The sequence below is a fragment of the Erwinia sp. JH02 genome (assembly GCF_013074405.1).
Lineage (GTDB): Bacteria > Pseudomonadota > Gammaproteobacteria > Enterobacterales > Enterobacteriaceae > Erwinia > Erwinia rhapontici.
This window is the reverse complement of the sequence record NZ_JABANZ010000007.1, coordinates 156,111-169,696: the sequence shown is the minus strand read 5'-3', so window position 1 is coordinate 169,696 and position 13,586 is coordinate 156,111. Positions and strand designations below refer to the sequence as shown.

Sequence of the window (13,586 nt, the reverse complement as noted above, 5' to 3'; positions counted from 1 at the left end):
CTGGACAGTGAAATCGTTACTGCTTTTTCTGCTGGTGCTACTGTCGGGGTGTGATAACGCCAGTACGCCAGTGACCCGCACCGTAAAGGTGTGGCTGGGCGACAGTATCGAACCGATGCAGGCGGCATTAGGCAAGGATCTCACCCGCGACTGCGATGACACGATGTGCTGGTATAATTTCACCAAGCCCTCGAAAAGCGGCAATACCCTCAATCTGATCCTCGGCGGCGATCGCTCTTTCACCATCAATGGTGTGTTCTCTTTTTCCGCCCCGGTCTACAAAGAGAACCACGATCGTTTTGATGAAATCAATATTTACCCTCTCGGCCTGCCGGAAGACAGCCTGCTGGCGGATAGCAGGGTGTGGTTCTATCAACTGGTCGGCCGCCTTCAGGCTGCCGGTTGGCAGCGTTTTATCACCCAGAATGAACCGCGTCTTCCGGGGTCTGAAGTGGCTAATGCCATGCGGATTGAACAGGTGATGACCGCTTCCAGCCTTTCGACACCGTTTAACGATCCGTCATCCCACCTCAATAACGCCCAGTGGCTGGCACTGCCGTTTTTAGCGGACTGGTATTTTTATCGTGGTAACGAATACCTGACCCTCAGCGCACAGCGTGAGAACAGTAAAACCGCGCCCGCCGAGCGCGGCACTTATCTGTTCACCCTGGCGTTCCGTAGTGAGGAACAGACGTACCAGGATTACTTCAAGTATGAGGATCGCCACCGCTGGAAAACCCTGCTGCCTGCATTACTGAAAAAGATGGCCACACAGCGTGCGCAGCAGGAAGCACGACTGCGCGCGGCAGGCATCAGGATTGATGAGAACTATCGCGACCCGGTGATTCGTGCACTGAGTGTGCCCTAAGCCCGTGACAGGAACCTGTGATTAGCAGGTCAATGTAGGGGTCAGGCATGCCTGACCCCCTGCGATCAGAACGCAAAGCAGGAACAGCCCAGCGCCCCCCAGAAGGCATTGTCATCGGATACCGGCACGCTGGAACGGCGCGCGACATCATGCGAATGACTGTGCACACCACAAGGTCCGCTGCACTGGTGCGGCTGTGAGGCAAAGGCCACGCGACCATTCGCCAGCGGTGGCGCACTGCGGTAATGGCCTGGTGTGGTCACGACCGGAGACCATTCCGGCAAGACCGGTATCAGCGGCGGTGACAACGGGCTGAAACTGCCTGCGGCATACACCACGTCGCCATTCACCACGGTCAGCACCGACTCAATGCTTTTGATCGCCTCTTCGTGCACGCTGAAATAATCCTGTGACAGGATTGCCAGGTCAGCCAGTTGCCCCACTTTGATCTGCCCTTTTTTCCCCTGCTCGCTGGAAAACCAGGCGCTGCCCTGCGTCCACAGCATCAGCGCCGTTTCACGGTCCAGACGAGCATTGACGTCATACATCGCCATACCGCCCACGGTGCGGCCAGACACCAGCCAGTAGAGCGCCGTCCACGGGTTGTAACTGGCCACTCGGGTGGCATCCGTGCCCAGACCAACCGGCACCCCCGCTTCCAGCATTTTCGCCACAGGAGGCGTTTGCTTCACCGCTTCATGACCGTAGCGCTCGGCAAAATATTCGCCCTGAAACGCCATGCGATGCTGGACCGCAATCCCGCCGCCCAGCGCTTTAACCCGCTCGATATTGGCTTCGGTAATGGTCTCTGCGTGGTCAAAAATCCAGTGCAGACCGTTGAACGGAATCTCCCGGTTAACCTTCTCGAACACGTTCAGCATACGGCTGATCGATTCGTTATAGGTGGCGTGCAGACGGAACGGCCAGCGGTGTTCGACCAGGTGACGTACCACACGCTCCAGCTCATCTTCCATTCCGGGTGCCAGGTCCGGACGCGGCTCCAGAAAGTCTTCAAAGTCAGCGGCCGAGAACACCAGCATCTCGCCCGCGCCGTTATGGCGATAAAAGTCTGTGCCCTGCCCCGGTTTCAGCATATCGGTCCAGCGTTCAAAATCTTCCAGCTCGTGACCCGGTCGCTGAGTAAACAGGTTGTAGGCAATGCGTACCGTCAGCTGCTTTTTCTCGTGCAGTTCGCTGATCACCTCGTAATCATCCGGGTAGTTCTGGAAACCGCCGCCTGCATCAATGGCGCTGGTCAGGCCCAGACGGTTCAGCTCGCGCATAAACTGGCGGGTGGAGTTCACCTGCTGTTCCAGCGGCAGCTTCGGCCCTTTTGCCAGCGTGGAGTACAGCAGCATCGCGTTAGGACGGGCAATCAGCATCCCGGTCGGGTTGCCGTTACCGTCGCGCTGGATCTCGCCGCCCGGTGGGTTTGGCGTATCTTTGGTATAACCCACCACACGCAGGGCGGCACGGTTCAGCAGCGCACGATCGTAGAGGTGCAGAATAAAGACCGGCGTGTCCGGTGCGGCTTCATTGATTTCATCCAGCGTTGGCATACGGCGCTCGGCAAACTGGAACTCGTTCCAGCCACCGACCACACGCACCCACTGTGGATTTGGCGTACGCAGCGCCTGCTCTTTCAGCATACGTAAAGCATCGGCCAGCGACGGCACGCCTTCCCAGCGCAGCTCAAGGTTGTAGTTCAGCCCGCCGCGGATCAAATGCAGATGCGAGTCGTTCAGCCCCGGGATACCGGTGTGGCCTTTCAGATCCACCCGCTTTGTGTCATCCCCGGCAAACTGCATCACTTCTGCTTCGCTGCCTACGGCCAGGAACTTACCCTCTTTAATCGCTACCGCCGTCGCCAGTGGGTTTTCACGGTCAACCGTATGGAATTTACCGTTGGTCAGAATCAATGAGGCATTATTCATCATTACTCTCCAGGCTGGTTTTCCCGCGCGGGGACAACCAGTCGTTTAATAAGCGCGTTATCGCCGGCATCCACAGATATACCACCAGGCCAACCACGCAGGCATCGTTAAGAAAGTGTCCCCACAGCGTTCCTTTACTGGCGGGCAGCAACGCCCCCCAAAACCAGGGAACCAGATTAGTGGAGGGAAAAATCACCACCAGCGTCACCAGAAACTGTTTCCACTGTTTCGGTGCTGCCCGTCCCGGCTCGGCCGGGGTAAACCAGAACGCCGCCCCGGGGCGCATCTCAATATGCTCCTGCCCCGCCAGCATCCCCGCCAGCTCTCCCACACGCGCCGCCCGCTGTGGCGAGTTAAGCCACTGATAAAGATTATCCAGGTTGTCGAATCTGACCAGTATCGTCCAGGTCATTTCACCGTGTACCGGGCGCAGTACATTCACGCCAAGATGACCGGGGAACAGCGCCGCCTGCGGTAAAATAGTTTCCAGCCAGCGTTGATAGTCGTCTTGCTTCGCGGGCAGCAGGCGATGCGTAATCACCAGGGTAATGTGTTCAGGCTGATGGGGGTAATCCACGACGTTCTCCTTAATGCCCCCCGCCAGGGGGGCCAGGCCATCAGGCTTTGCGGGCCGGGGCGTTGTGTACCATCGTGTAGGCGTAATCCACGCCCATGCCGTACGCTCCGCTGTGCTCGCGCACCAGATCCATCACGTCGTCGTACGTCTCTTTACGTGACCAGTCGCGCTGGTACTCCAGCAACACCTGCTGCCAGGTCACCGGGATCGCGCCCGCCTGCACCATACGGTCGATAGAGCGCTCGTGCGCATCCACGCTGGTGCCGCCGGACGTATCGGTCACCACGTAAACTTCGAAGCCCTCTTTCATCGCCATCAGCGCCGGGAAAGTCAGGCACACTTCGGTCCACAGGGCCGAGATAATCAGCTTCTTACGCCCGGTGGCCTTCACTGCCTTCACGAACGCTTCATCTTCCCAGGAGTTCATCGAGGTACGCTCAATCGGCGTAGACTCCGGGTGCACTGCCAGCAGCTCCGGCCAGATATAGCCGCTGAAGCTTTCGGTTTCCACCGAGGTGTAAATCGTCGGCACGTTAAAAATCTTTCCTGCTTTTGCCAAAGCAACGGTGTTATTTTTAAGCTGCTGACGATCGATGTTGGCAACACCGAAGGACATCTGCGGCTGATGGTCGATGAAAATCAGGGTGGAGTTCTGTGGGTCCAGCAGGTCGAATTTAGACATTTTTTTATTCCTTTTACGTTTCAGGTTTCGGGTTTGTCTTGCGTGTTAACACAATACGAAATGGCCGCCCGGGTTGATAACGGAAAGAATTGAGGTTGTTGTTAAACAAATTTTGGGTTTGGGGAAAACCATGCGATTAAACCTTGAAGCGCTGCTGATTCTGGATGCACTGGACCGACACGGAACCTTTGCCGCAGCGGCGGCCAGGCTGTTTAAAACCGCCTCTGCGCTGAGTTACACGGTGCAAAAGATGGAAAGCGATTTGAATATCACGCTGCTGGATCGCTCCGGTCATCGTGCAACATTTACCCCCACCGGGCGCTTAATGCTGGAAAAAGGTCGCATTCTTTTGCGCGCCGTGGGGGAGCTTGAGCAGCAGGCGCAGTATGTGGAAAGCGGCTGGGAAAGTAAGCTCACGATCAGCCTTGATGCTTCGGTGCCGTTTTCCCTGCTCTCTGGCCTGATTGATGCGTTTTATCAGGAGCATCATCATACTCAGTTGCTGTTCCGCCAGGATGTGCTGGCGGGCTGCTGGGAGGCGCTGAGTTATGGGCTGGCCGATATTGTATTCGGCGCGGTTCAGGAACCGGTGCGCCACAGCGGTGTCAGCTGTGTGCCGGTTGGCTGGCTGGAATATGCCTTCGCCATTGCGCCCCATCACCCGCTGGCGGCGCTGCCTGCCCCATTATTGCGCGAGCAGATCCGCCAGTACCGCGCGGTAGTGGTCCACGACAGCTCACGCCATGCCGAAGGCACCGATTTACGCGTACTGGATGAGCAGCCGATTCTCAGCGTGCACAGTTTCAGCGATAAACTGCAGGCACAGGTGGACGGGCTGGGCTGCGGCTATCTCCCGCGCTATCTGGCGGCCCCGCATCTGGAAAGCGGCGCGCTGGTCGAACGCCAGCTGGACAGTGAAACCCGGCGTGACCAGGCATTTCTGGCCTGGAGCGACAGCGCCACCGGGAATGCGGCCATGTGGTGGCGTGAGCGGCTCCAGAACTTCGAGGGTATTCGCAGCGTGTATGCCGCGGAGTGAATACTGCGCCCGGGGTCACCCGGGCATCAGCCTTTGCCGCTCTTAGCGGGCGCGTGTGGTTGTCCACTGCACGGCAAATACGCTCGCCAGCACGACAACCAGCCCCAGTAACGCCGTACCGGTGATGGATTGCCCCAGTAACGCCCAGCCCAGTACCACGGCAGCCAGCGGGCTAAGTAAACCTAACGAAGCCACGGCCACCGTCGGCAAACGGGCCACACCGCGGAACCAGAGTGAATAGGCGAGCAGTGCCCCGGCCAGGCTGAGATAGCTGTAGGCGGCCCACTGCGTCAGAGTCAGTTCCGGCAGTGGCGCATCGATCTGCCACGCCACGGGCGCCAGCATCAACCCACCAATCACTAACTGCCAGCCGGTGAGCGACAGCACGGGGAGATCCACTCGCCAGCGGCGCGTCAGCCAGACACCTGTCGCCATGCAGGCGGCGCCCAGGAATGCCGCTGCCATGCCGAGGGGTTCGAACACCGTCTGTGGCGAGAGCAGCAACACGGCCATTCCCACCACTCCCGCCACCGCGGACCACAGTGTGGCTTGTGCCGGTGATCGGCGATCCACCGCCCAGACCAGCACCATCACCAGCAACGGCTGGATAGCGCCCAGCACCGCAGCCAGGCCACCGGGCAGGCGATAGGCCGCGACAAACAGCAGAGCCTGGAAGACACCAATGTTTAAGGCACTGAGCACGATCAACCGCCACACGTCACGCCGGGCGGGCATCTGTCGCGTGAAAAGCAGCAGCAACAGGCCTGCGGGCAACACGCGGATTAATGCCGCGGTGAATGGCCGATCGGGTGGCAGAAGTTCAGAGGTCACAATATAGGTGGAGCCCCAGATGGCAGGCGCCAGGGCGGTCAGCAAGACATCGCGCCAGTAGCGCAAAGAGGGTGTAGTGTTCATGACATTACCTTCAATTCAAGATATTATGATTCTGTTGATCAACTATCTTGAAGTCAAGGCAAATGAATAATCGAACCCCTCCAACGCCGCGTGATGCGGTCGATATCATTCTCGAACAATGGCGGCGCGAACGCCCCGATCTGGATGCCAGCCCGATGGGGCCGATCGGACGAATAAAGCGTTGTGCCATCCTGCTTGAGCAGCAGTTGGAAGTGGGTTTTGCCCGCTTTGATTTAGTGAGCTGGGAGTTCGATATGCTGGCCACGTTGCGTCGTTCTGGCGCACCTTATTGCCTCAGCCCGACCGCACTATTCTCCACATTGATGGTGACATCGGGCACCATGACCCACCGCCTGAAGCGGCTGGAAACCCGGGGGCTGATAATGCGTACAGCCAGCCAGCAAGATGCACGCAGCACCCTGGTGCAGCTCACACCCGAGGGGCTGGAACTGATTGAACGCGCCGTGGGGCCGCATGTTGAGAACGAACGTCAGATGCTATCGGTGTTGCCCGCGGAGGTGCTGGCGAGTCTTGATGCGTCTCTCTCTCAGCTGATGCAGGCGTTAGAGTGCCAGCAGGATAATACGAACAAGACGTAACAAAAGGGCCGCAATAACGGCCCTGGAGGGATGATTATCATGCAGTCAGTCATATCGACTCTGTCGGTGGGGAGTGGGAGCCTGCGCTGTTCGTTGATCGCTGCGAGATCACTGCCCTTCAGCCCAGCGAAATAAAGTGCCTGACCAACGGTTTTTCCTCTCCCTGATGGAAACGGGTCACGCTGCTTTGTAAATCCGCATCGGCATGGGAGACGCGCTGATGCTGACGCAGATGCTCATGCCAGGACTCCACCAGGAACCACTCGATCAGCGTGGTGGCATCGTGGCTGTGCTCGGCAATGCCCCAGGCGTAAGCCCCATCACGGCGGCGGGTAAGCGACAGGTTTTTAATCTCTGCCAGAAACGCCGGACGATCTTCGGGTGCGACCTGGTACTCAATCTGAATCATCACCGGGCCACGATCTGCCGTGACGGGTGTTTCTAACGCGGGCTGATCCCAGTGACCGGACGGTTGTAGGTCAGCCTCGCCTGCCGGAAGTTTAAGGCGCAGACACAACAGCGCGGAAAGCGTCAGCGCCAGAGCGGCAATCAGCAGGGTTCCCACCAGGCCGGTTTCCTGTGCCACCAGCCCCCAGAACAGGCTGCCTGCGGCCATAGCACCGTTGAAAATCATCAGATAGACCGCCAGACCGCGACCCCGCACCCAGTCGGGCAGCACCGCCTGCGCCACACCGTTCAGTGAGGTCAGCGCAATAATCCAGCTGATGCCCAGCAGCACCATTAGCGGCAGAGCCAGCGCTTTGATCGGCAGCAGGGCAATGACCACCATCACCAGCGCGGAAAGCCCCGCCGACAGCAGCATTAACCCGTCAACGTTCATCCGCTGACGCAGGACAGGCAGCAGCAGCGCCCCGGTAATCGCCCCGATACCAACCGCGCCCAGCAGCGTGCCGTAAAACCCGGCGCTGCCCTGTAACAAATGACGCGCCACCAACGGCAGCAGTGCCCAAATGGCGCTGGCAAAGAAGAAGTAAATCGCGGTGCGCACCAGCACCCGGTGCAATTCACGGCTGGCTTTGACGTAGCGAATGCCCGCACGGAACGCCCCGAAGAAATGTTCAGACAGCTCATTTTTCGCTTTATGCGGCCGCTTCCACCAGATCAGCGCAGCGATAACGAACACATAGCTCAGGACATCCGCCCCGTAGGCTGCCCAGGCACCGAGTGCTGCCAGCAGCAGACCGCCGGTTGCCGGGCCCACTGCACGGGCGATATTGATCCCCAGCGAGTTAAGCGCCACCGCATTCTTCAACTGCGGACGAGGCACCAGCTCCGGCACAATCGCCTGCCAGGCCGGGCCCATCAGCGCAGCGCCGATACCGCCAATAAAGGTCAGTGCCACCAGATACTCGACGGTCAGCAGATTATTATGCGAGAGGATCAGCAGCGTACCGCTGACGCTGGCCAGCAGCAGCTGGACAAAAATCAGCAGGCGACGGCGATCAAGAATATCGGACAGCACCCCGGCCGGGATTGCCAGCAGGAAAATCGGTAAGGTGGCGGCAGTCTGCATCAGTGCGACAGCCGCCGGGTTAGATGACAGCCCGGTCACCAGCCATGAACTGGCAACATCGCGCATAAAACTGCCGGTATTGCCGAGGATGGTCGCGGCCCAGATCACCGCAAACAGCCCTTGCTTAAGCGGCGCAAAAGCACCGGATGACGTTGTCTTCATGGTCAGGCTCCAGGACGAAGTGCAGCAGCCGCCTGTTCGCCCATGCCGTACGCACCGCTGTGCTCACGCACTCGATCCATCACGTCGTCGTACGTGTTCTGTGGGTCCAGTAGGTCGAATGTAGACATGGTCAATTCCTCTTTTCGTTATCAGTAAGCGATGTAGTGAGCGAGTGTTTCGCTGCTGGAAACAAGACTAATGGCGACTAGAATTTGCTGATAGCGGAAAGAACTGGGCAACTCGTTAAGATTTTTTTGTTAGTCACAACATCACGTCATCCACCTTCGAGGAAACAGAAATGAGCACATTCACTACGCAGGACGGCACGCAAATTTATTTCAAAGACTGGGGCACGGGTAAGCCGGTCCTGTTCAGCCACGGCTGGCCGCTGGATGCCGATATGTGGGACAGTCAGATGAATTTTCTTGCCGAACGCGGCTACCGCGTTATCGCCTTTGACCGCCGTGGCTTTGGCCGCTCTGACCAACCGTGGGAAGGGTACAACTACGATACCTTTGCGTCAGACATCAACGACCTGATCCAGCACCTTGATCTGCATGACATTACGCTGGTGGGCTTTTCAATGGGCGGCGGCGATGTGTCGCGCTATATCGGTCGCTACGGCAGTGAGCGCGTCAGCGGGCTGGTGCTGCTGGGGGCGGTGACGCCGATCTTCGGTAAGACGGACGACCATCCTGAAGGAGTGGAAAAAGCGGTATTTGACGGTATTCGTGATGGATTACGCAAGGATCGTGCGCAGTTTATCAAAGACTTTGCCACGCCGTTCTACGGCATTAACGCCGGGCAAACAATTTCCGACGGCGTGCTGGCCCAGACGCTGAATATCGCGCTGCTGGCGTCGCTGAAAGGCACTATTGACTGCGTGACGGCGTTTGAAGAGACTGATTTCCGTGGCGATATCGCGAAAGTGACCGTGCCAACGCTGGTGATCCACGGCAGTAACGACCAGATTGTGCCGTTTGAAGCCACCGGTAAACTGGCTGCCGCGATGATCCCCGGATCGGAGCTGAAAGTGTACGACGACGCGCCGCACGGCTTTGCTGTGACCCATCAGGATCAGTTAAATCAGGATCTGCTGGCGTTTTTGCAGCGGTGATATTATCGCAGGCGGGGCATGCCCCGCCCCTACACTTTGCAGGGTAATACGTAGGGGTCAGCATGCCCCGCCCCTACTTTGCAGGGTCATACGTAGGGGTCAGCATGCCCCGCCCCTACTTTGCAGGGTCATACGTAGGGGTCAGCATGCCCCGCCCCTACTTTGCAGGGTAATACGTAGGGGTCAGGCATGCCTGACCCGCATCAGCTGCGCGCCGCCAGCCACACGGCATAGGCCTCATCCCAGATGGCGGCAGGCGTTCCTGCCTTGCCAAGGCCAAAACCATGCCCCCCCTGCGAAATACGGATCATCTGCACCGAAACCCCGGCCTTGCGGCAGATATCGTGCATGATCACGCTGTTTTCCGGGTCTGAGGTACGGTCATCTTCCGCCTGAGCGAGGAACAAGGGCGGGTAAGCACGGGTGACATAGTTCTGTACTGACCAGTTGGCCTCTTCCGCCGGGGACGGATGATTGCCCACCAGCGACAGATGTGTATTGGTGTGCGTGTAAGGGGGTTCGAGGGTGATCACCGGGTAAATCAGCCCCACGCTGTCAGCTTTGGGGACAATCTGGTCAATCGCATCCTGCGGAGCATAGGATGCGTAATCCGGGCGCGCAGCCGCCAGACCCAGCATATGCCCGCCCGCCGAGAAGCCAAGCAGGTGCACATTGTTTTCCATTGAACGCACCAGGCGAATCGCCCGCTGTGCATCCTGAAACGCCACGCGGTTGCCATCCTGCCAGTGTTCGCCCGGCAGACGATAGCTGAGCACATAGGCGGTATAGCCTTTGCTGTTCAGCCAGCGCGCCACCGGCCACCCTTCCCGGCCCATGCCAATCCAGCGATAGCCACCGCCAGCGGCGATCAGTACCGCCTTACCGTTAGGATTCTCCGGCACAAAGCGCTGAATGCCCGGGCTGACAATGTTTGACCACGATCCATTCGCAGAAATGCGCAGCGCTCCCGTCGGGCCGCCGCCGCCTGGCGGTTCGTCCGGCCATAGCGGGAAAAAGTCCTGACGGGCGAACAGCTTATCGGTGCTCATGGCAAGCATAAACGCGCCGGTGCCCAGGATGAACCGACGGCGACTAATCAAGATGCATGTCCAACATTCTCAGCAGAAAACAGGGAAGGTATTGTTAAGCCACTAAGGAATAGGCTCAGTGGCGAAATAGTATGCATATCGAAAAGAAAATGCCACTGAGATCACACTTTTTTCATCACGGAATGGAAAATAGTCAGGAAGGTGTCTAGCGGGCCCTGGGGGCCAGGGCCCGGCGGGAATTATTTCACGTTTTTGCTGACAAAGGCTTCGTAGTTATCTTTGGTGATCACCTGATACGGGATCCACATAAACTTGTCGCCATTTTTGCCGTCAATGACCTGTTTTGCCATGGTAACCGCGCCTTTACCCTGACCTGCGGCATCCTGGAAAACGGTTAATGCCAGTTTGCCGTTTTTAATAAATTGCAGCGCATCCGGGGTGCCGTCGATCCCGGCGACCAGGATATCTTTCTTGCCGCTCTGGTTCAGCGCCATGATTGCGCCAATCGCCATTTCATCGTTGTTAGCAGCAATCGCATCGATCTTATTGCCGGACAGCAACCAGCCGGAAGTGACATCCACGGCTTCGTTACGCATCCACTGGGCAGACTGCTTCTCAACCACTTTCATCTCTTTATATTTGGCGATGACATCTTCCGTGGCTTTGGTGCGCTGACGTGCTTCTTCTGCCGACAGGGCGCCCATCAGAATGGCGACATTCCCTTTGTAGTTCATTTTTTTCGCCAGCGCTTCCATCTCCATGCGCCCGCCCAGCAGCGAATCGGAGCCAACATAAGCCATCTTTCCGCTCAGTTCGACTTCCGGTTTACGGTTAACAAAAATCAGCGGAATATTGGCGCGTTTTGCCGCCTCCATCATCGGTTTTACTCCCTGGGTATCCACCGGATTGAGGATGATGGCGTCCACGCCCTGGTTAATAAAGTTCTCAACCTGCTGTACCTGTACCGCGATATCACCTTTAGCATCTTCAAACTGTCCCTGGATCTTCTCTTTTTCCATCTCTTTCGCCATCTGCGTACGCAGAATGGAGACAAAGTTAAGATCGAAGTTCGCCAGTGCAACACCGATACGCAGATCTTTTGCCTGGGAAGCGGGTGCCAGTGCAAGAGCACCAATCAACAGTGCGATTTTATTCACGTTCATGGATGGATTCCTGTAGGTGTAGGTAAGTTATTATTTTGAGTAGTGAAAAGAATGAACGGTGCAGGTCCTCCTGAAAAAAAAGCGGCCAGGGCTGGCCGCATCATGTTTAATTAATCAAAGTGCGCTTTAAAGCTTGCCAGGGCCGCTTCGCTGTCCCCTGACGCCCAGCCTTCAAGTGCAATGACCCCCCGATAATTCATGGCCCGCAGGGCTTTCGCCACTGCACGGTAGTTAATCTCACCTGTCCCCGGCTCACAGCGGCCCGGTACGTCAGCGACCTGGATTTCACCAATCGCATCGCCACTGCGCTGCACCAGTTCGATCAGATTGCCTTCGCCGATCTGCGCGTGGTACAGGTCAAGATTCATTTTCAGATACGGGCTGTTTACCGCCTCCACCAGCGCCAGCGTATCGGCGGCTTTGGCAAACGGCGTGCCCGGATGGTCAACGGCAAGGTTGAGATTTTCCAGAGTAAATACGCGCCCGGCTTTCTCACCCAATGCGGCTAATTTTTCCAGCGTACGCACGGCTTTTACCCACATCGGGCCAGTGACAATCTCCACGGGCTTGACGGGCAGCCCCTGATTATCCAGGCCGGTGCCGTGCAGGTTCAGGCTCGGGCAATTAAGACGTGCTGCCACGGCCAGCGACTCTTCGGCGCTGCTTAACAGGTTGGCGATCTCGTCATCGTCCGTCAGATTGCCGGTCAGGTAGCCGGTCATGGAGGTAAAACTCGCCCCCGTTGCAACCAGCGCATCGATGTCTTTATTGTTCCAGTGCCAGATTTCAACGCCAAAACCCAGTTGATGAATAAGCTTCACACGTTCGATAAAGGGTAAATCCAGAAAAACCATTTCGGCTGAGACCGAAAGACGATAATCCGACATCGTTGTTATCCTCGTAATTGAATCGGTTTGCCCTGCTGAACAGAGGCAATACAGGCCAGCGCGATTTCCAGCGCATTACGCGCATCTTCGCCGGTGGCGCGTGGGATTTCACCGCTGGCGGCACAGCGGACAAACTCGGTCAGTTCGGCAATGTAGGCATCGGCCAGCAGGTCGGTATCCTGACGGGAGGTCTCAATGGCAATTCCGGCAGCGCCGTAGCGCACACAGTTATTGACGTTAATATTGCCCATCTGGAACATGCCGTTACTGCCGAAGACTTCCGCACGTACGTCATAACCATAGACAGCTTCAAAACTGGCATCCGCGACGGCAATCGCGCCGTTATCGAAACGAATGGTCACCACCGAGGTATCCAGCAGCCCTTTGTCTTTGAAGTCCGGGCGCACCAGCGCGTCAGCAATGGCATACACTTCCACCGGTTTCGCGCCGGGGTTGCAGTGCAGCAGCGTGTCAAAATCGTGGATCAGCGTTTCCAGATAGATAGTCCACGGCGGGATGCCGCTCGGGTCACGCAATGGAGAAGGGTCGCGGGTCAGGGAACGGATCAGCTGCGGCGTGCCGATCTCACCCTTTTTGATTGCGTCCAGCGCGGCGGCGAAGCCGTTAGCAAAACGGCGGTTAAAGCCCACCTGCAACACCACGCCCGCTGTTTTCGCGGCAGCAATCGCGTGGTCAGCCTCTTCGAGCGTGATGGCCATCGGTTTTTCACAGAAAACATGTTTCCCGGCCCGGGCAGCCGCGGCCACCAGCTCCGCATGCGTCCGTGCCGGTGTCGCGATCAGCACCGCATCAATGTCAGGATCGTCGAGCATCAACTGGGGCTCGCTATAATATTTGCCCGCACCCAGCTTCTCCGCCAGACGCTGCGCAGCTCCCGGCACGGGATCGGCCACCGCGGCCAGCACCGCCCCCGGAACCTTTTGCGCCAACGAGGTCGCATGGAAGCTCCCCATGCGCCCTGCTCCGATTAACCCCACACGCACGATCTGTTTTGTTACTGACATCTTGTTCCCCTTCAGGTGGCTGGCTGACTGTTTTT

General features: G+C 57.7%; 14 protein-coding genes. 4 read left to right on the top strand and 10 right to left on the bottom strand.

Features of this window, described 5'->3' with window-relative positions; translation table 11 throughout:
- Positions 1-7 precede the first annotated feature (7 nt).
- A complete protein-coding gene (locus HHI26_RS18415) occupies positions 8-868 on the top strand; it encodes a hypothetical protein (protein ID WP_167864220.1) in 861 nt (286 codons plus the stop codon).
- Positions 869-933: 65 nt separating this feature from the next.
- Here HHI26_RS18415 and HHI26_RS18410 read toward each other — a convergent pair whose 3' ends face one another.
- The 3 genes from HHI26_RS18410 to HHI26_RS18400 are packed head-to-tail and all read right to left on the bottom strand — an operon-like array spanning position 934 to position 4,061.
- Positions 934-2,805 (bottom strand): amidohydrolase, encoded by a 1,872-nt coding sequence (locus tag HHI26_RS18410; protein ID WP_171149480.1) that lies wholly within the window; start codon positions 2,803-2,805, stop codon positions 934-936.
- On the bottom strand, positions 2,795-3,379 hold the full coding sequence (locus HHI26_RS18405; RefSeq protein ID WP_133844403.1) for an antibiotic biosynthesis monooxygenase: 585 nt from the start codon (positions 3,377-3,379) through the stop codon (positions 2,795-2,797). Before HHI26_RS18405 ends, HHI26_RS18410 begins: the two co-directional genes overlap by 11 nt.
- Positions 3,380-3,419: 40 nt before the next feature.
- A complete protein-coding gene (locus HHI26_RS18400) occupies positions 3,420-4,061 on the bottom strand; it encodes a hydrolase (RefSeq protein ID WP_133844405.1) in 642 nt (213 codons plus the stop codon).
- A 130-nt stretch (positions 4,062-4,191) separates the two neighbouring features.
- Here HHI26_RS18400 and HHI26_RS18395 point away from each other — a divergent pair, with 130 nt between their 5' ends.
- Positions 4,192-5,100, top strand: a complete 909-nt coding sequence (locus HHI26_RS18395) for a LysR family transcriptional regulator (RefSeq protein WP_133844407.1) — start codon at positions 4,192-4,194, stop codon at positions 5,098-5,100.
- 42 nt (positions 5,101-5,142) lie between these two features.
- Here the strand turns inward: HHI26_RS18395 and HHI26_RS18390 are convergent, their stop codons facing one another.
- Positions 5,143-6,015: an EamA family transporter gene (locus tag HHI26_RS18390; RefSeq protein ID WP_171149479.1), complete on the bottom strand. Its 873-nt coding sequence runs from the start codon at positions 6,013-6,015 to the stop codon at positions 5,143-5,145.
- 62 nt (positions 6,016-6,077) lie between these two features.
- On the opposite strand from HHI26_RS18390, the gene HHI26_RS18385 reads away from it, so the two are divergent.
- Positions 6,078-6,614: a MarR family transcriptional regulator gene (locus HHI26_RS18385; RefSeq protein WP_133844411.1), complete on the top strand. Its 537-nt coding sequence runs from the start codon at positions 6,078-6,080 to the stop codon at positions 6,612-6,614.
- Positions 6,615-6,732: 118 nt separating this feature from the next.
- On the opposite strand, the gene HHI26_RS18380 is transcribed toward HHI26_RS18385, so the two are convergent.
- Both HHI26_RS18380 and HHI26_RS25630 read right to left on the bottom strand, forming a co-directional pair.
- Positions 6,733-8,310 (bottom strand): MFS transporter, encoded by a 1,578-nt coding sequence (locus tag HHI26_RS18380; protein WP_133844413.1) that lies wholly within the window; start codon positions 8,308-8,310, stop codon positions 6,733-6,735.
- Between the two features lie 2 nt (positions 8,311-8,312).
- Positions 8,313-8,438 carry a hypothetical protein gene (locus HHI26_RS25630; RefSeq protein ID WP_259152251.1) on the bottom strand — a complete coding sequence of 42 codons (126 nt, stop codon included), beginning with the start codon at positions 8,436-8,438 and terminating at the stop codon, positions 8,313-8,315.
- Positions 8,439-8,608: 170 nt separating this feature from the next.
- On the opposite strand from HHI26_RS25630, the gene HHI26_RS18375 reads away from it, so the two are divergent.
- On the top strand, positions 8,609-9,427 hold the full coding sequence (locus tag HHI26_RS18375) for an alpha/beta hydrolase (RefSeq protein WP_133844415.1): 819 nt from the start codon (positions 8,609-8,611) through the stop codon (positions 9,425-9,427).
- Between the two features lie 203 nt (positions 9,428-9,630).
- Here the strand turns inward: HHI26_RS18375 and HHI26_RS18370 are convergent, their stop codons facing one another.
- The 4 genes from HHI26_RS18370 to HHI26_RS18355 form a co-directional block, all read right to left on the bottom strand.
- Positions 9,631-10,485 (bottom strand): alpha/beta hydrolase, encoded by an 855-nt coding sequence (locus HHI26_RS18370; protein ID WP_159337736.1) that lies wholly within the window; start codon positions 10,483-10,485, stop codon positions 9,631-9,633.
- 230 nt (positions 10,486-10,715) lie between these two features.
- Positions 10,716-11,639, bottom strand: a complete 924-nt coding sequence (locus HHI26_RS18365; protein ID WP_159337734.1) for a substrate-binding domain-containing protein — start codon at positions 11,637-11,639, stop codon at positions 10,716-10,718.
- Between the two features lie 110 nt (positions 11,640-11,749).
- Complete coding sequence (locus HHI26_RS18360; RefSeq protein WP_171149478.1) at positions 11,750-12,526, bottom strand: TIM barrel protein; 777 nt, start codon at positions 12,524-12,526, stop codon at positions 11,750-11,752.
- A gap of 5 nt (positions 12,527-12,531) precedes the next feature.
- Positions 12,532-13,551 carry a Gfo/Idh/MocA family oxidoreductase gene (locus tag HHI26_RS18355; RefSeq protein WP_171149477.1) on the bottom strand — a complete coding sequence of 340 codons (1,020 nt, stop codon included), beginning with the start codon at positions 13,549-13,551 and terminating at the stop codon, positions 12,532-12,534.
- Positions 13,552-13,586: the final 35 nt, after the last annotated feature.

What these genes read in the sequence shown, in the direction of transcription:
- HHI26_RS18355 (WP_171149477.1), bottom strand. Translation starts at nt 13,551, where the DNA reads ATGTCAGTAACAAAACAGATCGTGCGTGTGGGGTTAATCGGAGCAGGG.
- HHI26_RS18365 (WP_159337734.1), bottom strand. Translation starts at nt 11,639, where the DNA reads ATGAACGTGAATAAAATCGCACTGTTGATTGGTGCTCTTGCACTGGCA.
- HHI26_RS18410 (WP_171149480.1), bottom strand. Translation starts at nt 2,805, where the DNA reads ATGATGAATAATGCCTCATTGATTCTGACCAACGGTAAATTCCATACG.
- HHI26_RS18370 (WP_159337736.1), bottom strand. Translation starts at nt 10,485, where the DNA reads ATGCTTGCCATGAGCACCGATAAGCTGTTCGCCCGTCAGGACTTTTTC.
- HHI26_RS25630 (WP_259152251.1), bottom strand. Translation starts at nt 8,438, where the DNA reads ATGTCTACATTCGACCTACTGGACCCACAGAACACGTACGACGACGTG.
- HHI26_RS18400 (WP_133844405.1), bottom strand. Translation starts at nt 4,061, where the DNA reads ATGTCTAAATTCGACCTGCTGGACCCACAGAACTCCACCCTGATTTTC.
- HHI26_RS18375 (WP_133844415.1), top strand. Translation starts at nt 8,609, where the DNA reads ATGAGCACATTCACTACGCAGGACGGCACGCAAATTTATTTCAAAGAC.
- HHI26_RS18390 (WP_171149479.1), bottom strand. Translation starts at nt 6,015, where the DNA reads ATGAACACTACACCCTCTTTGCGCTACTGGCGCGATGTCTTGCTGACC.
- HHI26_RS18385 (WP_133844411.1), top strand. Translation starts at nt 6,078, where the DNA reads ATGAATAATCGAACCCCTCCAACGCCGCGTGATGCGGTCGATATCATT.
- HHI26_RS18380 (WP_133844413.1), bottom strand. Translation starts at nt 8,310, where the DNA reads ATGAAGACAACGTCATCCGGTGCTTTTGCGCCGCTTAAGCAAGGGCTG.
- HHI26_RS18395 (WP_133844407.1), top strand. Translation starts at nt 4,192, where the DNA reads ATGCGATTAAACCTTGAAGCGCTGCTGATTCTGGATGCACTGGACCGA.
- HHI26_RS18360 (WP_171149478.1), bottom strand. Translation starts at nt 12,526, where the DNA reads ATGTCGGATTATCGTCTTTCGGTCTCAGCCGAAATGGTTTTTCTGGAT.